Origin of the sequence: Pseudomonas fluorescens, from assembly GCF_005938625.1 — a bacterium.
Lineage (GTDB): Bacteria > Pseudomonadota > Gammaproteobacteria > Pseudomonadales > Pseudomonadaceae > Aquipseudomonas > Aquipseudomonas fluorescens_BD.
The window spans coordinates 26,305-52,080 of record NZ_VCNJ01000015.1 but is presented as its reverse complement, the minus strand read 5'-3'; the positions used below and the strand labels follow the sequence as shown (position 1 = coordinate 52,080).

General features: G+C 58.9%; 26 protein-coding genes. 9 read left to right on the top strand and 17 right to left on the bottom strand.

Going from position 1 to position 25,776, the window contains the following annotated elements; translation table 11 throughout:
• Positions 1-66: 66 nt before the first annotated feature.
• The 3 genes from FGA82_RS11370 to FGA82_RS11360 form a co-directional block, all read right to left on the bottom strand.
• Positions 67-1,179 carry a succinylglutamate desuccinylase/aspartoacylase family protein gene (locus FGA82_RS11370; RefSeq protein ID WP_141127157.1) on the bottom strand — a complete coding sequence of 371 codons (1,113 nt, stop codon included), beginning with the start codon at positions 1,177-1,179 and terminating at the stop codon, positions 67-69.
• A gap of 210 nt (positions 1,180-1,389) precedes the next feature.
• Positions 1,390-2,169: an ABC transporter substrate-binding protein gene (locus FGA82_RS11365; RefSeq protein WP_016775210.1), complete on the bottom strand. Its 780-nt coding sequence runs from the start codon at positions 2,167-2,169 to the stop codon at positions 1,390-1,392.
• Positions 2,170-2,506: 337 nt separating this feature from the next.
• Positions 2,507-2,935 (bottom strand): rhodanese-like domain-containing protein, encoded by a 429-nt coding sequence (locus tag FGA82_RS11360; protein ID WP_034156143.1) that lies wholly within the window; start codon positions 2,933-2,935, stop codon positions 2,507-2,509.
• A gap of 101 nt (positions 2,936-3,036) precedes the next feature.
• Here FGA82_RS11360 and ftrA point away from each other — a divergent pair, with 101 nt between their 5' ends.
• The 6 genes from ftrA to FGA82_RS11330 all read left to right on the top strand — a co-directional run bounded on the left by ftrA (position 3,037) and on the right by FGA82_RS11330 (position 7,209).
• On the top strand, positions 3,037-4,011 hold the full coding sequence (gene ftrA / locus FGA82_RS11355; RefSeq protein ID WP_141127156.1) for a transcriptional regulator FtrA: 975 nt from the start codon (positions 3,037-3,039) through the stop codon (positions 4,009-4,011).
• Between the two features lie 436 nt (positions 4,012-4,447).
• Positions 4,448-4,828, top strand: a complete 381-nt coding sequence (locus FGA82_RS11350; protein WP_141127155.1) for a DUF6124 family protein — start codon at positions 4,448-4,450, stop codon at positions 4,826-4,828.
• 2 nt (positions 4,829-4,830) lie between these two features.
• On the top strand, positions 4,831-5,100 hold the full coding sequence (locus FGA82_RS11345) for a hypothetical protein (RefSeq protein WP_016984248.1): 270 nt from the start codon (positions 4,831-4,833) through the stop codon (positions 5,098-5,100).
• Positions 5,101-5,266: 166 nt separating this feature from the next.
• Positions 5,267-5,530 carry a helix-turn-helix domain-containing protein gene (locus FGA82_RS11340; protein WP_141127154.1) on the top strand — a complete coding sequence of 88 codons (264 nt, stop codon included), beginning with the start codon at positions 5,267-5,269 and terminating at the stop codon, positions 5,528-5,530.
• A gap of 108 nt (positions 5,531-5,638) precedes the next feature.
• Positions 5,639-6,877, top strand: coding sequence for an S-type pyocin domain-containing protein (locus FGA82_RS11335; RefSeq protein ID WP_141127153.1), 1,239 nt, complete (start codon positions 5,639-5,641; stop codon positions 6,875-6,877).
• Positions 6,874-7,209: a hypothetical protein gene (locus FGA82_RS11330; protein ID WP_141127152.1), complete on the top strand. Its 336-nt coding sequence runs from the start codon at positions 6,874-6,876 to the stop codon at positions 7,207-7,209. Before FGA82_RS11335 ends, FGA82_RS11330 begins: the two co-directional genes overlap by 4 nt.
• Before the next feature lie 63 nt (positions 7,210-7,272).
• Here the strand turns inward: FGA82_RS11330 and FGA82_RS11325 are convergent, their stop codons facing one another.
• Complete coding sequence (locus FGA82_RS11325) at positions 7,273-7,611, bottom strand: FKBP-type peptidyl-prolyl cis-trans isomerase (RefSeq protein ID WP_095113634.1); 339 nt, start codon at positions 7,609-7,611, stop codon at positions 7,273-7,275.
• A 163-nt stretch (positions 7,612-7,774) separates the two neighbouring features.
• Between FGA82_RS11325 and FGA82_RS11320 the strand changes: the two genes are divergently transcribed.
• On the top strand, positions 7,775-8,842 hold the full coding sequence (locus FGA82_RS11320; protein ID WP_141127151.1) for a sensor domain-containing diguanylate cyclase: 1,068 nt from the start codon (positions 7,775-7,777) through the stop codon (positions 8,840-8,842).
• An 8-nt stretch (positions 8,843-8,850) separates the two neighbouring features.
• On the opposite strand, the gene FGA82_RS11315 is transcribed toward FGA82_RS11320, so the two are convergent.
• Both FGA82_RS11315 and FGA82_RS11310 read right to left on the bottom strand, forming a co-directional pair.
• Positions 8,851-9,975 carry a hypothetical protein gene (locus FGA82_RS11315; protein WP_141127150.1) on the bottom strand — a complete coding sequence of 375 codons (1,125 nt, stop codon included), beginning with the start codon at positions 9,973-9,975 and terminating at the stop codon, positions 8,851-8,853.
• 94 nt (positions 9,976-10,069) lie between these two features.
• Positions 10,070-10,375 (bottom strand): RcnB family protein, encoded by a 306-nt coding sequence (locus FGA82_RS11310; RefSeq protein ID WP_141127149.1) that lies wholly within the window; start codon positions 10,373-10,375, stop codon positions 10,070-10,072.
• Between the two features lie 433 nt (positions 10,376-10,808).
• Here FGA82_RS11310 and FGA82_RS11300 point away from each other — a divergent pair, with 433 nt between their 5' ends.
• Both FGA82_RS11300 and FGA82_RS11295 read left to right on the top strand, forming a co-directional pair.
• Entirely contained in the window at positions 10,809-12,101 is a 1,293-nt protein-coding gene (locus FGA82_RS11300) for an MFS transporter (RefSeq protein ID WP_095048013.1), read from the top strand.
• 12 nt (positions 12,102-12,113) lie between these two features.
• Positions 12,114-12,884, top strand: a complete 771-nt coding sequence (locus FGA82_RS11295) for a substrate-binding domain-containing protein (protein WP_141127148.1) — start codon at positions 12,114-12,116, stop codon at positions 12,882-12,884.
• Here FGA82_RS11295 and FGA82_RS11290 read toward each other — a convergent pair.
• The 11 genes from FGA82_RS11290 to FGA82_RS11240 form a co-directional block, all read right to left on the bottom strand.
• Positions 12,874-13,788 (bottom strand): LysR family transcriptional regulator, encoded by a 915-nt coding sequence (locus FGA82_RS11290; RefSeq protein ID WP_141127147.1) that lies wholly within the window; start codon positions 13,786-13,788, stop codon positions 12,874-12,876. The genes FGA82_RS11295 and FGA82_RS11290 overlap by 11 nt on opposite strands.
• 59 nt (positions 13,789-13,847) lie before the next feature.
• Positions 13,848-14,471 (bottom strand): hypothetical protein, encoded by a 624-nt coding sequence (locus FGA82_RS11285; protein ID WP_141127146.1) that lies wholly within the window; start codon positions 14,469-14,471, stop codon positions 13,848-13,850.
• Between the two features lie 104 nt (positions 14,472-14,575).
• Positions 14,576-15,649, bottom strand: a complete 1,074-nt coding sequence (locus FGA82_RS11280) for a ketoacyl-ACP synthase III (RefSeq protein WP_141127145.1) — start codon at positions 15,647-15,649, stop codon at positions 14,576-14,578.
• Positions 15,646-15,888 carry an acyl carrier protein gene (locus FGA82_RS11275; RefSeq protein WP_141127144.1) on the bottom strand — a complete coding sequence of 81 codons (243 nt, stop codon included), beginning with the start codon at positions 15,886-15,888 and terminating at the stop codon, positions 15,646-15,648. The genes FGA82_RS11280 and FGA82_RS11275 overlap by 4 nt, the downstream gene beginning before the upstream one ends.
• 36 nt (positions 15,889-15,924) lie before the next feature.
• Positions 15,925-17,280 carry an ANL family adenylate-forming protein gene (locus tag FGA82_RS11270; RefSeq protein ID WP_141127143.1) on the bottom strand — a complete coding sequence of 452 codons (1,356 nt, stop codon included), beginning with the start codon at positions 17,278-17,280 and terminating at the stop codon, positions 15,925-15,927.
• An 18-nt stretch (positions 17,281-17,298) separates the two neighbouring features.
• Entirely contained in the window at positions 17,299-17,613 is a 315-nt protein-coding gene (locus FGA82_RS11265) for a hypothetical protein (protein WP_141127142.1), read from the bottom strand.
• A gap of 41 nt (positions 17,614-17,654) precedes the next feature.
• On the bottom strand, positions 17,655-18,473 hold the full coding sequence (locus tag FGA82_RS11260) for an SDR family oxidoreductase (protein ID WP_141127141.1): 819 nt from the start codon (positions 18,471-18,473) through the stop codon (positions 17,655-17,657).
• Positions 18,473-19,246 carry an SDR family NAD(P)-dependent oxidoreductase gene (locus FGA82_RS11255; RefSeq protein WP_141127140.1) on the bottom strand — a complete coding sequence of 258 codons (774 nt, stop codon included), beginning with the start codon at positions 19,244-19,246 and terminating at the stop codon, positions 18,473-18,475. The genes FGA82_RS11260 and FGA82_RS11255 overlap by 1 nt, the downstream gene beginning before the upstream one ends.
• Complete coding sequence (locus tag FGA82_RS11250; protein ID WP_141127139.1) at positions 19,243-20,424, bottom strand: NADH:flavin oxidoreductase; 1,182 nt, start codon at positions 20,422-20,424, stop codon at positions 19,243-19,245. The genes FGA82_RS11255 and FGA82_RS11250 overlap by 4 nt, the downstream gene beginning before the upstream one ends.
• Entirely contained in the window at positions 20,421-21,485 is a 1,065-nt protein-coding gene (locus tag FGA82_RS11245) for an AfsA-related hotdog domain-containing protein (protein WP_141127138.1), read from the bottom strand. The genes FGA82_RS11250 and FGA82_RS11245 overlap by 4 nt, the downstream gene beginning before the upstream one ends.
• 63 nt (positions 21,486-21,548) lie before the next feature.
• Positions 21,549-25,199: an indolepyruvate ferredoxin oxidoreductase family protein gene (locus tag FGA82_RS11240; RefSeq protein WP_141127137.1), complete on the bottom strand. Its 3,651-nt coding sequence runs from the start codon at positions 25,197-25,199 to the stop codon at positions 21,549-21,551.
• Positions 25,200-25,776 lie beyond the last annotated feature (577 nt).

Below are 25,776 nucleotides of genomic sequence, written 5' to 3'. Positions count from 1 at the left end.
GGAAATGCACTCCCCTGTGGGAGCGAGCTTGCTCGCGAAAGGGCCGTTGAATCCTACAAGGATCCGTCAGTCGTTCGTCAACTTACCCGTCCGAAACGCCACCCGCCCCGCCACTTTCGCCTGCCAGATCCCCGGCTCGGTATAACGCCCGCGATCCAGCGCAAACAACACGCCACTGGTGCCGGCACGCACGGTAGTCACGCGATCCTGCAACGGATCGACCACCTCGAACAACGCATCACCCTTCTCCACCCACTCGCCGGCATTGCGCAGAAAACTCACCACACCATGGTGCGGCGCGAACAGGTATTCGGTGCCCTCGAACGGCAGACCTTCACAGCACTCGCCCGGCGCCGCCGGCCATTCGCCGCTGATAAAACCCTGCTCGGCAAGAAAGCCGAGAATCGCCTCACAATTGGCCTGCGCCTGATCGACCCGGGTGTCGCCCATGCTGCCCAGTTCCAGCGTGGTCGCCAGATTCGCCGCAGGAATCGCGGCGTTGGGGAACGCCCGCGCCAGACGCAACCACGGTGTCGAGCAGGATTCATCGAACGAGCTGCCGCCGGAATCTTCACACAGCAGCGCCACGCCGGCCTTCAGACGTGCCGCCAATGATTGCCACTGTGGCCAGTGCTGCGGCAGCGCGTACAAATGAATCGCCGCGTCGAAATCGCAATGCAGATCGAGGGTGATGTCGGCATCGCAGGCATGGCGCAGCAACAGTCGATGCAAGGCTTCCAGTTGCGAGGCCGGCGCCGGCAGGTCATCGAACACTTGGCCCATGGTTTGGCGGATCAGCGCAACGTTGGCCTCGGCATCAGCGCCCAGACGCTCACCGATCAACGCCCCGACCGGTGCGCTGAGTTCGACGAAGGCGCGGTTGAAATTCTTGCCGCTGCCCAGTTCGAAGCGGCCCATGTGCGCACCTTGCACGTGTTGATCGAGGCCGATCGGGTTGGCCACCGGCACCAGTTCGATCACGCCCTGCAAACGGCCTTGCTGTTCCAGCTCATTGAGGCGTTGCTTGAGTTCCCACGCGGTGCGCATGCCCGGCAGTTCATCGGCGTGCAGGCTGGCCTGGATGTACACCTTGCGGGTGCCCGCGCCGTAGCGGAACACACTGAGCGAGCGCTCGCTGCCCAAGTGGCTCCAGGGCAGAACATGGTCGATGCGTTGCATGGGAAGACTCCTGCAGTCTGGTAGATCTGGATCAATGAGATCCCTGTGGGAGCGAGCTTGCTCGCGAATGCCATTTGACAGTCAATAAAGATGTTGAATGTTAAACCGCATTCGCGAGCAAGCTCGCTTCCACAGGGATCTCCATCAGTAGAAAGAAAGCATAAAAAAAGTGGCCACCGCGCAAACGGGGCCACTTTTTTCTACGGCGTATTAATGGCCGTACACGTCAAAGTCGAAGTACTTGTCCTGGACTTTCTTGTACTCGCCATTGGCGCGGATTTCGGTGATGGCCTTATTGAATTGCTCGGCCAGCGCGGTATCGCCCTTGCGCACCGCAATGCCGGCGCCGCCGCCGAAGTACTTGGCGTCTTCGTAAGTCGGGCCAACGAATTCAAAACCTTTACCGGCGTCGGTTTTCAGGAAACCGTCACTCAGGTTGACCGAATCGGCCAGCATCGCGTCGATACGCCCGGAAACCATGTCGAGGTTGGCTTCCTGCTGCGAGCCGTAACGCACCAGGTCGATCCCGGCCGGCACCAGCACTTCGGTGGCGTAACGGTCGTGGGTACTGGCACGCAGCACACCGACTTTCTTGCCCTTGAGCTCGGTCAGCGGGTCTTTGACACCGGAGCCTTCCTTCATCACGAAGCGCGCCGGGGTGTGGTAGTACTTGATGGTGAAATCGACGTTCTTCTTGCGATCATCGGTGATGGTCATCGACGACAGAATCGCGTCGATCTTCTTCACTTTCAGCGCCGGGATCAGGCCATCGAATTCCTGCTCGACCCAGGTGCATTTGACTTTCATCTGCGCGCACAGCGCATCGCCGATATCAACGTCGAAACCGGTCAGTTTGCCGTCAGGGGTTTTCATCGAGAATGGCGGGTAACCGGCTTCGATACCGATGCGGATCGGCTTGGCGTCTTCGGCCACAGCGGTCAGGGACAACATCGACAGTGCCAGGGCACCGAACATCACTAGCTTCTTCATTTATAACTCCTGTGTGCGGAGGCTTTTATTGGCAGCTTTCGATTCAGCGTTCGGTCATGGCCAATTGGCCACAAAAACCGAAGTGGCCGGCAGTCTATGGCGGCGCGCACAGGGTAAATTGTGTTTAAGCGACAAATACTTATGAAAAATCGGCGCACCGATTGACCGGGGTCAAGGGGTGCGCCGTCGTGGTGCAAAGGCTGTAGGACAAGCGTGTTTTCAGCGCAGAAAATCGCTGATTTTTCTGTAGGAGCTGCCGCAGGCTGCGATCTTTTGATCTGTTTTTTTAACCATCACAATCAAGAGATCGCAGCCTTCGGCAGCTCCTACAAGGGGATCAGCATTCGCAGCCGATTGCGGATTTGGCCGCAGGCGTCAGGCTCAGTTGAAAACCTTCATCGAGCCATCCGGTCACGCCGCCGATCATCTCCTTGACCGGATAACCCAGCGCCGCCAGTTTCACCGCCGCTTTGTTCGCGCCGTTGCAGTGCGGGCCGGCGCAATAGACCACGAACAGCGTGGTTTTCGGGTAGCTGGCCAGTTCTGCCGCCGTCAGCAACCGGTTCGGAATATTGATCGCCCCCGGTACATGCCCGCGCTCAAAGGCCAGCGGCCCACGGACATCGACCAGAACAAAATCGATCTCGCCAGCCTCCTGGCTACTGAAGACGTCGGAACAATCGGTTTCGAAGGTCAGACGATTGCTGAAGTGCATCAGCGCGATTGCCGACGGTGCTGCAGGGATGTCGCGAACGAGGCTGGTCATGGGTGTTGCTCCTTTGTCTGAACGGGTGTGAGCAGACTTTATCGAGCGGCCGCTTGCGGCTACAGTGGCGCACAAGACACTCACCGGGAATTTTCCGCCAAATGCCGACATCACCAGGTCTGGTCGCGATTCTGGCCTACGACGGCCTCTGCACATTCGAGTTCGGCATCGCCGTTGAGGTCTTCGGCCTGACCCGGCCGGAGTTCGATTTCCCGTGGTACACCCACGCCATTGCGGCGGTCGATAAAGGCCCGATGCGTGCCTTGGGCGGGATTCAGGTGCTGGCCGATGGCGGTCTGGAATTGTTGGCCGAGGCGCGCACCATCATCATTCCCGGCTGGCGCGACCGTAACGCAGCGGTGCCTCCAGCATTGATCGACGCGCTGTGTCAGGCCCATGCCCGGGGCGCGCGATTGCTGTCGATCTGCTCCGGTGTATTTGTGCTGGCGGCCACCGGTTTGCTCGACGGCCACGGCGCCACCACCCATTGGCGTTACACGGCGGAACTGGCGCAGCGCTTCCCGGCGATTGCCGTCGATGCCGATGTGCTTTACGTCGATTCCGGTCAGTTGATCACCTCAGCCGGCAGCGCTGCCGGAATCGACGCCTGCCTGCATTTGGTGGCGCGGGACTTCGGCACGCAAGTCGCCAACTCGGTGGCGCGGCGTCTGGTGATGTCGCCGCAACGTACTGGCGGTCAGGCACAGTTCATTCCGACCCCGGTCAGCCCGACGCCGCGCAACGATCTGTCGCGGGTGATGCAATGGGCGCGCGAGCGTTTGCATGAACCGCTGGAAGTGCGTGATCTGGCCAGTGAAGCGGCGATGAGTGAGCGTACGTTTCTGCGGCGTTTTACCGAGGCCAGTGGGCAGTCGCCCAAGGCGTGGTTGCAGCACGAACGGTTGGCGCGGGCGCGGGAGTTGCTGGAGAGCACGCCGGACAATACCGAGCAGATCGCCGAGCGTTGCGGTTATCGGTCGGTGGAGAGTTTTCGTGTGGCGTTTCGTGGGGTGGTGGGGGTGCCGCCGTCGGTGTATAGGGAGCGGTTTGGGCGGGGTGTGAGGGTTGAATCCTGAGGTGATTTTGAAGGCGCCTTCGCGAGCAAGCTCGCTCCCACAGGGGTACGCATTTCAAATGTGGGAGCGAGCTTGCTCGCGAAGGCGTCCAGTCAAACGCAGCATCATTTAGACATCAGCCACAAGGCTACAGCGCCTTGCGCCTTTGCCTACAACTACGCCAGAATCCGCCGGCTTGTGCGGCTTGAGGGCTACCGGTAACTTGGTTCGCGTCACTGAATGTTCAGTGATCGGGTTTAGTCGCTCGGTAATCTACTTAAACTGCACAACGTTCCAGACAGTAGGTATTTCGATACCTCACTCAATGGTAGCTGTGCGCAGGGCGCCTTCGGGTGCGCCGGTTTTGGTGGGTTTACCGGTCGACTAACCTGCGTACAGCTGCCACCTTTTCGTTTAGTCGCGAGGTGGTGTCGGCATCAATTTGGAAACCTACACCATGTTCAAAGTAACGCCGAATCCACCTGAAACAGACGCGGAAATCGATCCGAATCCAACGTCCCCCTATTCCACCCCGGGCTCCAGAAAACTCCACGAAGCCGCCGAACGCGCCCTCGATCACTACCTGAAACCCACACCGCCTTCACCACCGCGCAGACCCAGCACCATGTTCCTCGTCGACCCCAACACCGGCGCCGAAGACCTCATGGCCCACGCCTGCGAATCCATGGCTTCGGCCAGCGTCATGCTCAGCGACTTCGCCGCCCTGCTCGACTCGCCCTACCGCAACACCGTGCTCGGCATCCAGCAAGTGGTCATGCTCGGCGAACTCGCGGTCAACCGCGCCCTCGACAAAATCGAACCCGCACTGAGGCAATAAACATGTCCATCAAAACAGATGCACAAGTCGTCGCGGCACTGGTAGCCATGGGCTTCAACGAACGCGACGGACGCTGGGCACAGAACGCCTGCCTGGTGCTCTTCGAAAGCGAACGCGAAACCATCGTCGCCTCCGCCGTCACCGTCCTTCCCCAACTCGATGAACTGGAAATCGACGCCGTGCTACCCGCACTGCGCCGCGTGACCCGCCGGTTCCCCTCACTGCAAAAAACCGTGGCCGACACACTGGCCGAGATGGCACACGCAGCCTGATTGACCGCGTGATCGTTCTTCGCGAGCAGGCTCGCTCCCACAGGTTTTCGCGGTTACTCACGGCATTCGAGTACACCGCCGTTCCAATGTGGGAGCGAGCCTGCTCGCGAAAGCGTTCTTTCAGCTGACGAGTATCTGAAAGCCGAAACCCAGGAAGGCTCAAACCATGAAGGAACATCACCCCCAATTCCAAAGCTTCTCTTGTGTCTGGGATGCACTGGAAGATTCCCCACAGGACGCCGCCAATATGCGCCTGCGGGCCAAACAAATGCGCACGCTCTGCGAGACCATTCGAGCTTGGAAGCTGCCTCAAAAAGAAGCTGCCAAACGCTTGGGCATTACTCAGCCGCGACTCAACGATGTGCTCAATGGCAGAATCGACAAGTTCTCTTCACGCGAGTTGGCGTACCTGCCGATGTACCAATCCTGATTTTTTACACTTGTAACAACTGTCGCAATTTCAGACCCGTCCTACATCCATCAAACGCCCATTCATTTAGCGTCCGCATCGTTTTCTGACGAAAGAACAAGGACGCTCATGGTGCGTAAGACAGACAGACCTCGGGTTCAAAATCCACCGGCCGGTGACGGACACCACATCACTAGCCGCTACATGACCGACAGCGAGTTGGCAGAGCGGGAAGCTAGACAAACCGCCTATGACGACATGCTTGCCAGACAGCAAGCCTACGAAAATAGCCTAATCAAACAGCCACAACAGCCTATGCCCGATGCAAAAGGTTGCGTGTTCGCTAAAAGCTGCCAACTTCCGGATGGTGTAATCAACCATGTCAGTAGTACCGGATTTATTCCGGTCGAGAAGTTGGCTGATTTTGGAGAGTTGTCTTTGTTGGGCGGCCGCGAACGAGACACTGCTGGCAACATCCCGCTGAAAAAAGTAGGAGGCCGTAATTTTCCCGCTGCGGCAGGAACGCTTTTATTAGCTACGACTACCACTGCAAGCCCAGGCGCAAGTGCAGTGAGTGGTGCAAGTGCAGTGACGGGAGGTGTTGTCGCTGGTGCATTGCTCGGCATGGTTGCTCTGCTTTGGCCTTCGAGTTTGGGCGACAGCTCGCTATACACAGAAGAACAACTTAAATCGCTTGAGAAAGGTCGCACTCGTATCCGATTGCGTTTAGAACAACAGGCCGACGGCACCTTGAAAGGATATGGGTACAACACCCAGACGCGCAGCGATTGGGAGATGATTCCTGTCGTACGGTTCGTGAAGCAAGGCACCCATCAAGTCGCAGATTTCGGTAATGGCGCAAAATTGATCTGGACACCCGCCGTAGACCCCACCAAGACAACGGTAATTCCACCGCTGGAAAGCACGCCACGAGTACCTCAGATCTGGATTTACCCGCCGACTGAGCAAGCAGACAAGATCATCGTTAATCCGGTTTACCCGCCTGATTACCGCGATTTCATCTTGGTTTTTCCTGCAAGCTCAGGAATTAGCCCCCTTTATATAGTTTTGGCGCTTGAGTTCGACGCAGCCAGTTATCACGGCAAAACGGATACATCCATCAAAAGTAAAGGACCGACCAATGGTCAAGAAGCGTTAGAAACCTCAGTTCAGGTCAAACCTACATCACCACGCAGAATCGGAATTGATCCAGAGACAAACGAGCTTGTTGTTTTTGATCGAACAGGTGGAGAGGTCTATCACGGCCACGTTAGGCCATGGGATAAACTTCATCAAGACATGAAAAATGCACTGATCAAGGCTAAAAAAGTAGACAGCAAAGGCAGAATCCTGGGAGATACAAAGTGAGCCTCATCTATCAAGATCCATCCATAAGCCATGACGAGGCCATAAGACTCCTTGGCAGCGACACGGATGCAAACGTAATCGCCGCACTCGTATCCATTGGCCTGAATGAAACCGACAGAAACTGGGCTCAGGACATCTGCCTGAAATACCTGGCCAGCAAAACCGAAGCAATTGTGGCCGCTGCGGCTAATGCACTCGGGCACATCGCTCGCCGACATGGCGAGCTGGATACTGAAACAGTTTTTGCGGCACTCGAATCAGTGAAGCGAATGCACCCTTCGCTACAAGGGATCATTGAAGACACGCTCGACGATATCGACGTATTCACCTGATCATCCCTGGCTACATTCGGATGAAGTTACGAGCTTCATCCGATCCAGCTCCCGCCCCCCACCTCAATCCTCCCGCGTCAGCACTTCCAACAACTCAATCTCAAACACCAGATTCGAACCCGGCGGAATCTTGCCCATCGTCCGCTCGCCATACCCCAGATGCGCCGGCACCAACAATTTTCGCTTGCCCCCCACCTGCATCCCCATCAAGCCCTGATCCCAGCCCTTGATCACCCGCCCGGTGCCAATCACGCACTGGAAAGGTTTGCCACGGCTGTAGGAAGAATCGAACTCGCTGCCGTCTTCCAGCCAGCCGGTGTATTGGGTGGTGATCAGCGCGCCTTTGACGGCGGCTTTGCCTTCGCCGACCTGAAGATCGATTACCTGCAGTTCATCATTCATAACATTCACTCTATTGTTCGGCTGGCCGCCGTTTTCCCAGAAATGCCGGTGATTGGCAACCTGCCAGCGCAGATCAACGTGGTATCGGAACTGAGTATTGAAGCATTAACATAGCCAACCGCCACTACCCCACGGATCGACCCGCCATGCTGGCAGCGCCCGAATGACTCTGTTCTGGATCAGCCTTGCCATGGGCGCGATCTTGCTCGCCATCATCGCTCTGCTGTTGTGGCGCGAACGCGGTTTGCGCAGGCAGCTTGCGCAATACCGGGATCTGCTGACACGGACCGTCGATGGCCGGAGCACTCAGAAGGATGGCGACGTCGAGCGTTTCAAGCGCAGCCAGTACTTTGCGCGCATCGGTACGTGGGACTGGGAAGTCGACACGGATCGGCTGTACTGGTCGGATGCGATTTACGGCATGTTCGGGTTCAAGATCGGCGAGATCACCCCGTCCTATGCGCTGTTCTGTTCCTGTGTCCATCCGGACGACCGCACCAAGGTGCGCGAAGGCGAACTGCGTTGCCTGGAGACTGGCGAAAACCACGACGAGGAATACCGCGTGGTCTGGCCCGACGGCACCATTCGTTGGTTACGGGAAACCGGCAACGTGGTGCGCAACGACCACGACGCGGTGGTGAAAATGATGGGCGTGGTGCGCGACATTACCGAAGAAAAAGCATCGGCCAGCTACCTGCAACATCTCGCCCACTTCGATCCGCTGACTGGCCTGGCCAATCGCCTGGTGCTGGAACAACGCTTGTCGGAAGCGCTGGATCACGCGTGGCAGACCGAGACTCGTGTCGCACTGGTGTTCGTCGACCTCAACGGCTTCAAAACCATCAACGACCGTTACGGCCATGCCGCCGGCGACCGGGTGCTGATCACCATGGCCACGCGGCTGAAACGCATCCTGCGTGCCACCGACACCGTCGCGCGCATTGGCGGTGATGAGTTCGTGGTGATCCTGCAAGGCCTGGCACCGAGCCTGAGTTTGCAGGACGAAGCCCGCAGCATCTGCCAGAAAATTTTCATCGAACTGTCGCCCCCGATCAGCATCGGCAACGACCAGCGCCACATCGGCACCAGCCTTGGCGTGGCGGTGTTTCCGGACCATGCGACGGCGATGGATCGCTTGCTGCACATTGCCGATCTGGCGATGTATGAGGCCAAGCGCAGTGGCAATAATCAGTATCGGCTGGGGCATCAGGTTGAAAACATCAGAGCCTGATACTGGGGTTATGAAGGTTTCAGGAGTTCCGACAATGTTTTGGTGATATCCAATATGTCTTTAGCCCGCCCCAATACCGTCCAGAAACCTGCTGGAAGCGCACGCGGGGCGCCCAGTGTTGTACGTGTACGCTTAGCAGCAAGTTTATGAACAAACTCAGAAAGTTGAGCCTGGCGCCTTTCGATTCTTTCCAGTTGCAGCTCTTCGGTCTCATTAAAACGGTCAACGTGGTAAGCACGAAGTAATTCCAGCGCGCTATCAATACTCTCCGCCAATCGCAAACATTTGAGTCGTCGCGACTCCTGGCTCGCAAGCGAAAAATCGATGGATGGCAATTGGGAGAAAAGCGCTTGGAGAGCTTCTGTTGTCCCGCTCTGTTCTTTGATAAAACCGTCGACCAATCGCTGCTCCGATTCCGGCAAACTGGAATGTTTGGCGAGCGCCAGCAAGACCTTGTCGACTTTCCTCTTGTTGGCCTCGATGGAAACGATCAAATCAGCTAGATGCCCATAAGCCTGTTCGATACCCCCCATCGGCGGTGGAAGCGGAGTTGCATCCAGCTCGTCCAAAAATGCCTGCAGCGCATGGAAATACTCCTGCACTTCCTTTTGCGTCCATTGAGCGGGCAACGACTTGACTGCCACCTCATCAATACCTCGGACAAAAGTACAAATGGCGGGCAAGCTTTGCGCGTCAATCCCTAGCAGCTCAACGAAACTGGCGTCCAGTTGCAAGGTTGACTCGGCGGTCTCTTCGGCAAGGATCATGCGACGGGCAAAATCGTCTTCACTGACATCTTTGAAAACAGGCACCTCACTCAGAGGTAATGTGACGTGACTCTCAGGCGCTAACAGGTTATCGGCGAAAAATATCTTGCGCGTACTCCTGGCTCCTGGCAGTTCCAACATTTTTTCCGCTTGAGCATGAAAAACGAGAAATGCGATACGACTGCCCAAGGCGACGTTGGTTTTGGAGTAATTTTTTATTAAGGAAAGCAGGCCGCTTCCATCTTTACTGGTGCTGGCGGCAAGACTTCTCTCGTTTGCCAACAGCAAGCAAAGAACTTCTTGGCCATGGTCGGCATTCTTGAACCAACGGAGCACGTCTTCCGGGCTAGCGGATGTAATAAACATTAACTGTCCTTAGTGAGCCATTCCTTTGGCTCGATTAAGCGACAGAAATCGTTGGTAAAGCAAGTCTCGCATAGCTCTTTCTGGCTGGTATTTTCTAGCGCTCGACCGGTTTCATCTCGACAATCGTCCCGTTGGTGATCATCACCATGACGTACTGGTCATTGATCTGTACCCATTGCGCCTGATCAACAGGCTTTTTCAGGCCCTTGGCTTTCCAGTCGATGGCTTTTTCACTGCGCTGATAAATGTCCGGGGCGCGGTCGTTGACCTTCAGTTCGCGGTCGCTGACCGGGGATTGCACGGCCTGTTCATTTGAGGTTTGCGCCGCTTGAACAAGTGGGCTGATCCCGGCAATGCCGGCGACGAGGGCCAGGCTGGCGATTAGGGTTTTGCTGTTCATCGGTGAACCTCCTGTGATGTGTGCTACCTGAACTCGGACTGCCGGGTTCGGGAATCATTCCTTGTTTTTTTGCCGGGGCAGACTGGAGGATTGTAGTTGTCAGTGGGGCGGCTATCGCGAGCAGGCGCAGGCCTACAGGAGGCTGTGGTGTAAGCAGAATTTGCAGGTGCCACGAAAACCTGTGGGAGCGAGCCTGCTCGCGAAGGGGCCGGCACATTCAACATCTTCATCGTTTGGGCCACCGCTTTCGCGAGCAGGCTCGCTCCCACAATGGTCCGCGGTATCGACATAGACGAATTGATCCACTTTGCACATCAATCCATGCCAACAATGCAATTAACAGATTGTTACATCTGCGCCACCATCCGCCTCAATAAAAACCGTGCGCCGCTCTCCCGTCGCGCACGTCATAAAAGCGGTGGAGTACTTTTCTATGACAGCCTCAATCCCACACAACGGCTCGCGGGCCGGCGCCATTTTCCGGGTGACCTCGGGCAACTTCCTCGAACAGTTCGATTTCTTTCTGTTCGGTTTCTATGCCACGCAGATCGCGGCGGTGTTCTTTCCGGCGAGCAGTGAGTTCGCTTCCCTGATGATGACCTTTGCGGTGTTCGGCGCAGGCTTCCTGATGCGTCCGCTGGGGGCCATTGTGCTCGGTGCGTACATCGATGATGTCGGCCGGCGCAAAGGTTTGATCGTCACCCTGTCGATCATGGCCAGTGGCACGATATTGATTGTGCTGGTGCCCGGTTACGAAAGCATCGGCCTGTTCGCGCCGGCTCTGGTGTTAATCGGACGCTTGCTGCAAGGCTTCTCGGCCGGTGCGGAATTGGGCGGTGTGTCGGTTTACCTCGCCGAGATCGCCACACCGGGTCGCAAAGGTTTCTTCACCGCTTGGCAGTCGGCCAGTCAGCAAGTGGCGATCATCGTCGCCGCCGCGTTGGGCTATGCGTTGAACGCGTGGATGGCGCCGGATGTGGTGGCCGATTGGGGCTGGCGGATTCCGTTTTTCGTCGGCTGCATGATCGTGCCGTTCATCTTTTTCCTGCGCCGTAACCTGGCGGAAACCGAAGAATTCGCCGCGCGCAAACACCGCCCGAGCATGGGCGAAGTGTTCCGTACCCTTGGCCAAAACTGGGGTGTGGTACTCGGCGGCATGTTGATGGTTGCGCTGACCACCACCGCGTTTTACCTGATCACCGTGTACGCGCCGACCTTCGGCAAAACCGTGCTGCACCTGAGCACTTCCGATGCGCTGCTGGTGACCTTGCTGGTCGGCGTGTCGAACTTCTTCTGGCTGCCGATTGGCGGCCTGTTGTCCGACCGTATCGGTCGTCGTCCGGTACTGATTGCGATGTCGCTGCTGGCCTTGGCCACGACCTATCCGGCGCTGTCGTATCTGGTGCAGGCGCCGAGCTTCAGCCACATGCTGCTGTCGCTGTTGTGGCTGTCGTTTATCTACGGTTTGTACAACGGCGCGATGATTCCGGCGCTCACCGAGATCATGCCGGTCGAAGTGCGCGTTGCCGGTTTCTCCCTCGCCTACAGCCTGGCAACCGCCATTTTCGGTGGTTTCACCCCGGCGATGTCGACCTTCCTGATTCAGTACACCGGCGATAAAGCCGCGCCGGGTTACTGGATGAGCATCGGTGCGCTGTGTGCCTTGTGCGCCACTCTTTATTTGTACCGCCGTGCCGGTGGTCGTCTGCAACCTGTCGCGGCCTGAGGAAAACTCGCCATGAAAAAACTGTTTACTGTCACCGCCCTGCTCGCCGGTCTCGCGTTCAACCTCGCGGCCCAGGCCGAAGAATTGAGCGTGATGACCTCCGGCGGCTTCACTGCCGCCTACAAGATTCTCGGGCCGAAATTCGCTGCCACCAGCGGCAACACACTGACCACCAGCCTCGGCCCATCGATGGGCAAAGCACCCGAGGCGATCCCCAATCGCCTCGCACGCGGTGAGCATGCCGACGTGGTGATCATGGTCGGTTACGCCCTCGATGACCTGATCAAGCAAGGCAAGGTCGACCCGGCCTCGCGCGTTGAGCTGGCGGACTCGCGAATTGGTCTGGTGGTGCGCGAAGGCGCGCCGAAACCGGACATCAGCAGTGTCGACAGCCTGAAGAAAACCTTGCTTGATGCGCAGTCCGTGGCCTACTCCGACAGCGCCAGCGGTGTGTACATCGAGCAGCAGTTGTTCAAGAAACTGGGCATCGAAGATCAGCTGAAACCGAAGGCCAAGATGATCCCGAAAATCCCGGTCGGCTCGGTGGTTGCCACTGGCGACTACCAATTGGGCTTCCAGCAGGTCAGCGAACTGCTGCCAGTGCCGGGTGTGAGTTTCGTCGCGAAGATTCCGGAATCGGTACAGTCGGTGACGCGTTTTGCCGCCGGGATTCCAGTCGGCGCGCAGCATCCGGAAGAAGCCAAAGCCTTGCTCGCCTACCTCGCCGCGCCGGCCGCGCAAGCTGACGTGCAGGCCACCGGACTGGACTCGGTCAAGCGCTGACAATCGGCGGCTGGACTTTCATTTCCACCACCAGCCGCTCCAGTTCCAATGCCGCCGGGGTCAACGTGCGACCCCGGCGCTTGATGATGCCGACACTGCGCATCACTTGCGGATCGGTCAGCGGCACCCGCGTCAGGATCGGATGATCCGGCCCGGGCATCGCCATCGCCGGCACCGCCGCCACGCCCAACCCCGCCTCCACCAAACCGATCATCGTCGTCACATGCCGGGTTTCGCAGATGCTCGAACGTTGCGGCACCACGCTGCTCAACGCCTGATCGAGCAGAAAGCGGTTGCCGGACGTCTTGTCCAGCGAGATGTAATCCTGCTGGTAAAACTCGTCCCAGCTCACGCTGCTGCGCCCGGCCAACGGATGATCGCGACGACAAGCGACGACGTAGCACTCCTGCACAAGCGGTTCGAACTCGACTTTGGCATCCTGCGTGCCGAGAAAACTCAAACCGAAATCCGCCTCGCCATTGACCACTGCACTCAAGACATCGTGCGCGCTGGAGTCGAGTACTTTGACTTTGATGCGCGGGAATTGCTGGTGATAGCGCGCAACCACTCGCGGCATGAAGTAGTACGCCGCCGACGGCACACAGGCGACGGTGACATGGCCCAAACGGGTTGATGCGACTTCGCTGATACCGAGCAACGCGACATCGAGATCGTCGAGCAATCGCTCAACACTGGGCATGAAACCGCGTCCGGCCTGGGTCAGGCTGACCTTGCGTGTGGTGCGTTCGAAGAGTTTTACACCGAGGGCGTCTTCAAGCTTTTCGATGCGCCGGCTCAACGCCGGTTGCGACAGGCGCACGGTGTCGGCGGCCTTGCGGAAACTGCCCTGCTCGACCACGGCGCGAAAGGCTTGCAGGTCGTTAAGGTCGAAGTTGATGGCCATGGCGGGACTCGGGAGATTGATTCGCAGAGGCTATCAATGTAACCAATTGATGCGCTTTTTTACACCACCCGTTCTGTCGAGAATTGCCGCTGGATGGCAGCAAGATTGCGCCGGCGAATCCAGCCGCTGGCCAGACGAATCAGCAGCCAATACGGGGTGAAGAGCATTTTGCTGCGCGTGGTGGCGCAATACACAAAGGTTTCGCTGCGCAACGTGCGCATGCCTTGTGGATGTTCGATGACCTGAAAACGCAGCAGCAGTTTCGCCGCGCTTGGATCATCCAGCGCCTTGAAGGCTTGAGCATCAGCGATATGGCCAGTCTTCAGGTCCGGGCGCCAGAAGCGTCCTGCCAGACCCAGAGACACTTCTGTCGGGGTGCGTTCCAGTAGCGTGAAAGCGTCAAAACCAAAGGGCGCGGTTTGCGGCTGCGAAGCGCCGCCCGCCAATCTTCGCAATATTTTCCCCGGCAACTCGCGCAGGGATAACAGCGAATCGACGACGCGGTCTTCACGCATGTCCAACGCGCAAACGGCGGCGATGATGTCCTCGGACTGCGCACGGATCGCACCCGACTCATGCCGCTCGTGAAACTGGAACAGCGGCAGAAAAGGCGAAGGATATTCCCACGTCAGATTGGCCTTGCGTCCGATGATACCCAGTGCGTTGCAGAATTTTCGCTTCATGAAACAGCTGTCCCGTGATCAGACGATTTGAACCAAGGCGTGGCACCTTTGAGGTCGATCCGAGGATCGCCGCAAGGGTGCCATGTCATGCCATTGCGTAGCGGTCAGGCCTGCAAACGCTCACTCGGAGCCAGAGCCGGTTCGTCCGCCAGAGCGGTTTTCTCCGGCACTTCGCAAGGTGCCACAGCGGTCGTGCGACGCAGATCGACCTTCAAAGCGCCCCACGACAGCCCGGCGCCGAAACCGCACAACACAACGTGCTCGGCCTGCGGCGTGCCGATCGCGGCATGACGCGACAACACGATCGGAATCGAGGTGGAGCTGGTGTTGCCGACGCCATCGATGTCGACCGGCATCTTTTCCGCCGCCACGCCAATCATCCGTCGCAGGTAATTGAGCATGAACGCGTTCGCCTGGTGCAGTACCAGCAAGTCCAGCGCAGCAGGACTTGATCCCGTGGCCTCAAGCAAAGCCTTGACGGTCTGCGGGACCCGGCTCAGGGCAAAATTCATCACCGCCGTGCCATCCATCTGCAAACGCTGGATGGTCGCGCAATCGTGGTTGCCCGCCTCCCGCGCGTAGGTGATGTCGGACTGCAGCGCCGCGGCGCCGCTGCCATCGGCGCCGCAGATGAACTCGAACTTGCCTGCACCCGGCTCCAGCAACGTTGCCGACGCAGCGTCACCAAAGAGCATTTTCACATGGCGGTCGCGTTCATCGAGGATTCGCGTGGTCACGTCCCCGGTGCACAGCAGGATTTTCCTGCAGGCCCCGGATGAAATCAGCGCGCCCGCCTGAACCAGCGCAGAGATATAGCCGGAGCAACCTGCAGCCACATTCAGTACCAGGCAATGCTGCGGCAGGCCGAGGGCCTGCTGCACCATGAAGCCGACGCCCGGCACCCACGAGTCGGGCGTCTGGGTCACCACGATCAGGCCATCGATGTCCTGTGGTGCCGCATGCCCTTGATCGAGCAGGTTGCGGCACGCGGCGATGATCAGATCGGAGGTGTGCAGGGTTCTGGTTTCGCGGATCGAATGGATGCCGGTGCTCTTGGCAATACGCGCAACTTCCTTGGCGCCGAACAGTTCGGCAAAGTCCTCTTCAGTCACCCGACGCTCGGGCAGCGCCGCCGTGACCGCCCGAATTGCGACGCCCTCAATGGTCAGCAGACTCATGCGGCGACCTCGATTTTCCGGTCGATCAGATCGAACAGATCCTGCACCGTGACCACACCGTCGATCTCCTCGCCCGACACGTTCACACCGGTTTGTTCGAACACCAGGGCGACAATCCCGATTCGCGCCATCGAGTCCCAGTTATCGCTGTTTTCCAGCCGCGTCTCACCGTGCAGTTCGGCCACCGGGATGAGCAGGATTTCAGCGATGCTTGCGCGCATTTTTTCCAGATCAACCATTTGTCATTTCCTTATAACGTGATGAGTAAAGCGGTCTCACGACTGGGCGAGAGCGCCGGGGTGACGCATTTTCTTGAAGCGGCTGGTGTACAGCGGAGTCTCGGCGATGGAGACCACCCGCGGCAGTTGTTCCTGCGCCAATACGCCGCGAACGTGTGCATACAAGCGGACCTTGAACGCGTCCAGGCTTTCCGGCTCGAACAGCGTGAAACGCGCGGCGACGATTTGCCCGAGCAGTGGGTTGGGCTGCGCGTAAACGACCACATCCGCGACGTTTTCCAGGCCCATCAGCACACTTTCCACGTGCGACGGAAAGACCTTTTTGCCACCGACATTGATCAGATCGACCGCCCGCCCCGTGACCCGGAAATAGCCCTCGTGCTCCTCGGCCAGATCATGAGTGATCAGGTAGCCGTCGCTCGCCAGGTCACCAGCGCTGGCCAGGTAGCCAAGCATGTTGGTTGCGCCGCGCACGTGCAAAATACCGTCGACCACCCGCAGGCTGTAGTTCGGGTCTTCGATCTTCATCCACGTGCTGTCGCCGGCCTTGCTGCGGCACGGCAGCACGCCGATTTCCGACATCCCGTACAACTGCTGCAATTGCACGTGCGGCATGACGTTGGCAATGCGCTGGATGGATTCCGGCGAACTCGGTTCGGAGCCGAAATAGATGCGCTGCAGACTGCTCGTGTTCCACTTCTGGAAGACGCCAGTGATCGTTGCCAGGTTCAGTAGCGTCGGCGAGACGTGCAGGGTTTGCACGTTGAACGATTCGATACAGCGCCCGACCTCTTGCGGCGAGCGCTCCTTGGGCAGGATCAGCGTGCCATGGGTCGCCAGCGCCTGCAGAACCGTGACCAGCCCACCGATGTGATCGAACAGCAGAAACGCCAGAATCGCGCCGCAGTGTTCGGCACTCAGGTAGCGCTCGAAGAACGGCGCAATGCTGTGCACCACGCCTTTGGCAGGACCTGTCGAGCCTGAAGAAAACACAATGAAGCCGGCCTGGTGCCGCGACAGCAGTCCGTCTACGGTCGGTGGCAAGACAGAGTTGGCGTGCTGGACAAGCGCAAACTCCGGCGTCCCGCCAATGACGGAAAACCTCGCGCCCGCCGCGCCCGCCAACTGCGCGAGCTGTTCCTCGCCCTTGGGCACAGACAACGCCACCACGTTGTTGTGCAGCCACAACGCGAACAGCATGCAGACGCTGTTGAAGCTGTAGTTGTCGACCAACAGCACGCAGGAATCGCTGACGGATGTTGCCGCCAGCTCCGCGCTGTACGCGGTTACTTGTGCGTGCAACTGGTCATAGGTAAAGCGGCCCTCATCGCTGACGACTGCCAGTTGGCTGCCGGCGCTTTTCAGATGAGCCAAAAATGCTGCTACTTGCATACCCAACCCCTCGTTCGGTCAAACGGCCTGAACGGGCGCTTGCGCCGCAGACAACCGGTCCATGATGTAGGCGATCAGCGTGCCCAGCGTGGCAAACGGCGTGGCGGTTTCGGGCAGGTCGGCGGTATCGGCCAGACGCACCTCAACGCCCAGCTGGCTGCGCAGTTTGTCCTCGACATCGACAATGATCGAGACCAGGGTCAGGGAATCGATGCTGCCGTCCACGCCGTAAAGGCGGCTGTCTTCGCCACGGGACAAATCGATCGGGGTACCCAGCAACAGATCCTGTTGCCGAACGGCTGACTCGGTCAGCGCTTTGACTTGATTGAACATTCCAACATTCCTTTATTGGCTGATGCAGGTCCCTGCGTTCACTACGCTTGAGACAATGGCGGGTGCGCTTTCTGGTGATCGGCCAGCGCTGTGCGCATGTCGACGAATATCCCGCTCTTGATGCCGTAGGCATCGGGCGCGTCAATCACCGCCAGCATGTCCTTCGCGCGTTGTGCGGGCGACACCATGTAACCGGGCGCCAGGGCTCGTTGCTGCAGCGACTTGAGGTCGGCGAAGTCGGCAGTGCGCTGACTGAAGCTCACCTGCCGGGACAGACCGGTATCGACGTTGCACAGACCGAGCACCGCGAAGAAGACCTGCGGATTTTCCTCGGCGTAAACACCGCCCAATGCCGCCAGCGCGGCTTTCGACAGGCTGTATGGCAGCGTGCCCGCGCGAAAGCGTACGCCCGCCATCGAGGCTGACAGCACGCATGTCGTCGGGCGCCGGGAAGACGACAGCACGAGGTCAAGCATGGCTTTATTGGCCAGCACGTTGACGTTGAGCACATGCTGCAGCTCATCCAGCGAGAATTCCGCAGCACGCCCTGGTACGTTGCCGCTGACCCCGGCATTCAGGAAAACCCTGTCGACGCCCTGTTCCAGAACGCTGGCAAAGTTGTCCTCGAACAGCTCGTCCATCGCGCTCGGCCGGGACAGATCGAACGGCCGAAAATGGAAGTCCGGATAGTCCATCAGGCCATAGGGCTGACGACGCGAAGTGCCGAAAACCGTATGCCCGTTTTGCAAATGAAGCAGCGCCAGCGCCTCGCCGATGCCGCTGCTCACGCCCGTGATAAACACCCGGTGGCTGGCCTTTTCGCGAGCACCTGCAGTGGGGTTACGCTTTACGGTGTGCATCAGAATTTACCGGCCGAAAAGCCGCCATCGACCGGCATCACGGTGCCGGTGACAAACGAAGACGCGTCACTCAGCAGCCAGAGAATGGCGGCGGAAATCTCGCCTGGGTTGGCGAAGCGCTTCATCGCCGTCACTTGCAGCTTGTGCCGGGTGGACTCCGGGTTGGCTTTCAGGCGTTCTTCCGAGTTCATGCCACCCAATGTCGGCCCGGGGCATACGGCGTTGACGCGAATCGAATGCCGCTCAGGCAGGGCTTCTTCAGCGCATTCAATCGCGCAGACCTGAGTCAGCATGTTCAGCGCAGCCTTGCTGGTGGAATAGGCGCTTTGTTTGGCAACCCCCAGCAAACCGGCGCAGGACGAGACGTTGACGATCGAACCGCCGGCGTGTTTGGAGATCAGGTTGGTTTCGTGCTTGAGCAACAGCAGCGGGCCCAGCAGATTGATCTCCAGTACGCGCTTCCAGTCAGCGAAATCCATGTCGCGGATCGGCGCGTGTTTTGAGGTGACGCCAGCATTGTTGACAGCCAGATCGAGTCGACCGTGCTTGTCGTTGATGAGGCGGAACAGCTCGATCACCGAGGATTCGTCGGTGACGTCGCTGCGGATGAACGTGCAGTTTTCGCCGAGACGACTTTGCGCGGTCAGGCCATCATCTTCGTTGCGGCCGGTGATGTAACAGATGCAGCCGGCTTCGATCAGCTTCTGGCTGACATCAAAGCCGATCCCACGTGTGCCCCCGACAACGAGAGCGATCTTGGCGGTGAAGTTCATTTCAGGTTTTCCTCGTAGTACTGTTGGAGTTGTTCTGGCCGGCGGTAGGCAGGATTGACGCAGCAATACACGCGCTCGGCCATGGGCTCTTTTTTGTCGCGGAAACAAAACGCATCGCCTCGGCAGCGGTTGAGCTGATCGGCTCGCCCCGCCAGTTGCTTGGCGACGAAGTCGTTGTCGGCGAGCATGGCGCGGCCGAACCCGACGAAATCGGCATCGCCACTGGCGATGATTTCATCTGCTTGCGCCACGTCCGCGACCGAACCGGTAAAGCCCAGCGGAATCCGCACGAAACGCTTCAGATAGCGGCAGCCTTCCCGCGACATGGCCAGGGCTTGCCCGGCATTTTTGAAAAAGAAACGAAAGGTCTCGCTGATGCCCAGCGAACAGGTAATCGCTGCGACCCCACTGGCCTCCAGCGCGGCGACGACATCACCCAACAGCGCGGCGTGCTGGCCCTCTGCACCGAGGCCGTCATCCATGCCCAGGCGCACAGTGACCGCGACCTTGTGATCGGTGGCCTGGCGGATCCCGTCGACAATCGAAAGCAACAGCCTGGCGCGCTTGAGCGGCGTGCCGCCCCAGTCATCCACGCGCCGATTGGTCTTTGGCGAAAGGAAGCTGCTGATCAAATAACCGTTGGACGCCTGTAGCTGGATCAACGTGGCGCCGGCCTGTTGCGCATAGCGGGCGGCGACACAGAACTGCTCGATGCAGCGCTGGATCTGTGCCTCGCTCATCGCCACCGCCCGTGCCTCGGGGTACGCGCTGAGGATGGTCGGCGACGCGATGGCGCTGGGGGTCAGAATGATTCCCTGCTTCGACGGCAATGACTGCGGCCCGTAATGCTGCAGTTGCACGCCCAACGGGAAACCACGCGCCCGCGCCGCTTCAAACAGCGGCCGCAGGGCCTGCGCGTGGGCCGCTGAGGTCAGGCGCAGACCACGGCTGTTGTAACGTGCATCGGCGTCGACGCTGGCATTGCCGAGAAAACCAAACCCTGCGCCGCCGTCCATCAAAGCTTGATAGACCGAGAAAAACGCCGGTTGCGGGAAGCCGTGTTCGTCACACAGATCCATGCCGAGCGAGGAAAAATACAATCGATTCTTCGCCACTGCCTGCGCGCCGAAATGCAGCGTTCGGGTGGCCGCCTGGAAAGTGGGGGTTGCCACGATCATTGCTGCAAGGCCGCAAGGGCCGGCTCATCGAGGTGGACAAAGCCGCGCTTGATCATGTCGCTGATCACTTGCAAGCCGTTGAAATCTACCTCGGCGAATTCCCACGAAGAATGCTTGCCCTGCCCGACGGGGCGGATGCCGGCGGTAAAACTCAATTTGCCTTCATAGACGATTTGCAGAGTGACCGGCTCGGACATATCCGCCGTTGTCGTCACGCAACCGCTCTTGCCCAGGCCCAATAGCTGCACTTCAACTTTGCGCCCCTGCGCGTCGCTGATCGTGCAGGCCAGCTTCAACGGTTGCAGCGGTGCAAACCAGTCGTTGCAGTAGATGAAGATATTGCGGGTCTTTTCGAACAGCGGCATGTCGATCACGGTGGCTTTGGTGTCGACGGTGGCGAACAGGGTCTGACGTTGATAGAACGCAACGCGCAGATGGATTTTCTTCGGCGACGTGGCATCGCTCGGGGTCATGTTGTCGACCACCAGTTCGATCGGATACATCAGTTCTGCGTAAGCGAAAAAACTCGCGTTCAGCTCATTGACGCTGACGGTGACGGCGCCGCGCGCATGGTCGGTGTGGTGATACAGGTGGTGATAAACCGCTTGCCGCGCCGCCTCGATGAACATCGTCCCCGGCACATGTTCGTGCGCCTTGCGATAGAAGAAATAATTGTCGGCGTTATTGATGAAGCGGAACGAACTGGCGCGGCGGATCGCCGGAATCGATTCGCACAGCGCGGCCACGGCGGCTTCCAGGCTATCGCTGCGGATTCCAGCGGCCTCCAGCTGTGCGGCGACGATCTGGTACGGCAGCGCCCTCAGCCGATTCCATTCATCATCGCCACCCATTCGGCTGTTTTTCTGCAGCTCGGGCGTAATCTCGAAGCGGCGTGGCTGGTTGGCGCCTGCAGCGTAATTGCCTACCAACGGGTTATGCCCGTTGGCCTCGATCAGTGTTTCGTTCACATACAGCGGCAGCGCGTCTCTGGGGGCGCCAATCAAAACGTCGTCAGCCGAACCTTTGTGCAGGAGGTCGGGCGCAATGCTGTCGTTATTCATCGTTATCAGCTCATCTGGGTAGTTGTTGTATTTGTTGTTCTGCGGGGCTGGCGTAGCCTTCGGTCAAGAGGCTTCCATCACGTCGCGCTCTTCCTCGCTCAGTTGCCTGGCGATGACGGTGGATGGCTGCCATGACTCGACACCGTGAATGACCGGCTTGTCCGCCAGAATCTGTTCGATGAGTTCTTTCTCGCGCAGACGCGCCGCCGCGATCGAGCGCTCCTTGACGTGACCGTAGCCGCGAATCGAATCCGGCAGATTTGCCCAGGCGACGAACGCCGACAGATTCTCCGAGTTCAATTTCGGCAACAGGCGTTGCAGGGTTTGCTCGTAGTCATTGAGCAAGCGACGCTCTTCGCGGCGCTCGGCAGAGAAGCCCAGCGGATCGAACCGGGTGTTGCGCAACACCCGGCCCTTGGCCAGGACCTTCAGCAGCGGCAGGATCCAGCCGGAAAGCGCGATCTTTTTCGGCTCGCCGGTGCTCGCCTGGTTCTTGCGCAGCAGCGGCAAGGCAAAGTGGAATTTCAGACGAATGCCACCGTCGAAGCGGGCCTTCAGCGAGTCAGTGAAACTGCGCGTGGTGAGCAGCCGTGCAACTTCGTACTCGTCCTTGTAAGCCATCAGCTTGAAGAGGTTGCGTGTCACTGCCTGGGTCAGCGCGCTGTCATCACCGGCCGCCGGCAGCGCTCGCAGTTGCTCGATGACCTTGCGGTAACGCGCCGCATACGCTGCATTCTGGTAGCCGCTGAGGAACTCGCTGCGATGGTCGACCATTTGTTCGAGGCTTTCGCGGCGGCCGCGCATGTCGCTGATGTCGCGGATCGCAATTGTCGACACGGCATCCACGGGTTGCTCCAGGTAAGGCGCGACAAAAGCCGAATCCTGCGCCCACAACCGGCCCCAGGCGAAAGCCAAATGGTTGGTCGCGGCGCTGCCGGCCAGATCAATGGCTTTTTTCAGCGCCGGCAACGACACCGGTATCGTGCCCTTCTGCCACGCGTAACCGAGCAACAGCATGTTGGCTTGCATCGGGCTGACCAGGCTGGTCGCCAACTCACCGGCATCCAGGCTGTGGAAGTGTTCGGCGCCGACCTTTTGCTTCAGAAACGTTTGAATCGCGTCGGTTTCTATACCCAATCGGGTATTGCGCAGCATTGCGCCAGTCTGGGTCAGAGCACTGTTGGCGATGACCACGGTTTTGTCCGGTCGCAGCGTTGCCAGCGCATCGTCTTCACTGGCCACCACCAGATCGGCAGCAAGCAGCAGGTCGGCACCGCCGATGTCGATGCGGTGCTGGTGCAACGCATCGGCGTCACCGGCCAGACGTATGTGGCTCAATACGGCCCCGCCCTTTTGCGCAAAACCGGTAAAGTCGAGCACGCTGACCGCACGTCCGTCGAGGTGAGCGGCCATGGCAATCGCCCGCGCCACGGTCACCACACCGGTGCCGCCAACACCCACCAGCAGCATTTCATACGGCAGGTCGAGCGAACGCGCTACGTGCGGCAGCGCCAGCGCCAGCGCTTCGGCCCGCGCCAGCACCTGGGCGCTGTCGGCGAGTTTGCGCGGCCGTTGCCGCGGCTTGCCGGTCACCGTCACAAAGCTTGGGCAGAAGCCCTTGATGCACGACAGATCGGTGTTGCACGAGTGCGGATCGATGCGACGCTTGGCGCCGAACGGCGTTTGCACCGGGATCACCGACAGGCAGTTGGATTTGACCTGGCAGTCGCCGCATCCTTCACAGACCGCTTCGTTGATGACCACTTCAGTCTTCACCAGCGGGGCCGGCAATTGCTTCTTGCGTCGACGACCCTCGACGGCGCAGACCTGATCGAAAATCAGTACGCTGACGCCACGGGTGTCGCGCAGTTGCAACTGCACTTCTTCGAGCTTTTCACGGTGAAATACTTCGATGCCCTGGGGCAGACTGTCATGTGCCTGATAACGCTGCAGGTCGTCCGCCACCACCACGATTCGCTGCGCGCCTTCGGCCTTGAGCAGCTCAACGGCTTTCTTCACCGTGAGCTTGCCGTCGATCGGCTGGCCACCGGTCATGGCAACGGCGTCGTTGTAGAGCAGCTTGTAGGTGATGGTCGCACCGGCCGCGATGCCCTGACGCACCGCGAGGAAACCGGAGTGAAAAAAGGTCCCGTCGCCGATGTTCTGGAAGATGTGCGGGGTTTGCACGAACGGTGCCTGGCCCAGCCAGTCGACCCCTTCTCCACCCATCTGCACGCTGCCTGTAGTCGAACGCTCAGGCATGCGCGCGGCCATTGCATGGCAACCGATACCGAGCCGCGCTTCACTGCCCTTGGGCACCTGAGTGGAGGTGTTGTGCGGGCAACCGGAACACAGGTAAGGCGTGCGCCGGATCCAGTCTTCCATCCGCGAGACGCTGGGCAGGCGCCAGAAATCGGGAAGACCGAGATCAATGCCCAAACCTTGCAGACGCTGCTTGAGCACTGCGGCGATGCGCGACGGTCGCAGCTCTTCGTGATCCGAGATCAGCGGTTGGCCGTGTTCGTCGGTCTTGCCGATGATCACCGCACGCTGGTCATGCGCCGCGTTGTAGTACTTCTGTTTGAGCTGTTCTTCGACGATCGCCTGCTTCTCTTCGATGATCAGTACTTTACCGGCGCGCAGGGTCCAGGCCTCCAGAACAGGCGACAGTGGATAGACCAGGTTGATCTTGAGCAGCGCGACGCCGGCGTTTTCCAGTTGTTCGAGGGAGATGCCACATTGCTGCAAGGCCTGGCGCACATCGCCATACGCCTTGCCCACCGCGCCGATCACTAACGTTGGCCGGGCGGGCGCGGTGACCGCGGTATCGATCGGGTTCGCCAGGGCAAAGGCGCGGGCGGCGTCGAATTTGAACGCGGTCCGGCGCTCGATCTGCATGCCCGGCAGGTCCGGCCAGCGCCAATGCAGACCGTCCGGTCCCGGATTGATCTCGGGGGTGACGAACTCGGGTAGCGGGATCGATTCAACGGAGGCCGTTGCCTCGACGGTTTCGGTGATGGCCTTGAAACCCACCCACAATCCCGAAACGCGCGACAGCGCCCACCCCCACAGACCGCAGCGCTCGTAGTCATCAAGGCCTGCCGGATGAATCACCGGCAAACCCCAGGCGATCAGCGTGCGGTCGGATTGATGCGACATCGATGACGACACGCAACCGTGATCGTCGCCAGTGACCACCAGAACACCACCGTTGGGTGAGGAGCCATAGGAACTGCCGTGCTTGATCGCGTCACCGGAGCGGTCGACCCCGGGCCCCTTGCCGTACCACATGCCGAATACGCCGTCATACAGACGCTGCGGATCACTTTCGACGCGCTGCGTACCGATCAGGGCCGTGGCTGCCAGATCTTCATTGATCGCGGGCAGAAAACGGATGTTCGCACTCTCCAGCACAGCCTTGGCCTTGACCAGTTCGCGGTCGACACCACCCAGCGGTGAACCCCGGTAGCCACTGACGAACCCCGCCGTGCGAATACCGTTGGATCGATCCAGTTCGGCCTGCGACAGCAGCAACCTCACCAGCGCCTGCTGACCACTCAAAAAGATCCGCTCGTTGGGCAGTGCATGTTCTCGGCAGTACATCGAGCGACTGTCATACCGCTCGATTCGCGACAATGCCGCCTGAGCCTCAGCAGTCGCGAGTTTGTCCGGTTGCAGGCGTTGACGCTCTGAATCAATGGAATCCAAGTACACAGTTTCAAGTCCTTATGAAAACTTCAGATTTAATGTGCTTATTTGCGCACTACAGCAGAGGTCGCATCAAAACGTCCGATCACGACTCGACGAAGATCCGGGAGATATCAGCACTTGGTTAGCACACACATAAAACGCACTCGCACGGCTCCGCGACTTATTGAGAGCCGATCGAGTTATTTGTATGCTCGTTAAAAAACGCGACACCAATCCAAGTACAAAACTTCAAATCCTTATGAAATCTTTACTTTAAAAGCTGTACTTATCTTGATAGCTAGTACAACTTAAGACTGAAAACCTGAGCAGTGTGACGGATTGACAAGCACATGAATGCTCGCCTCGATCAGACTGATTTGAAGTCGTCGTTAAGAACCGTTCAAAAACGCGCTACCTGCGGTTTGGCAAGCAAACAATCCGCAAAGGGGTTTTCGATTTTTCAAGAAGATAAACTCGTCTGAACCCGCGGTTTCCCGGGACCCTATCGAGTGACTGCCGTGAATTTGGCGACGCAATAATGACGCCGGAATTTCAGCCGGCGCATGATCTTGCGCCACGCTGAAACCTATATAGGGAGCGC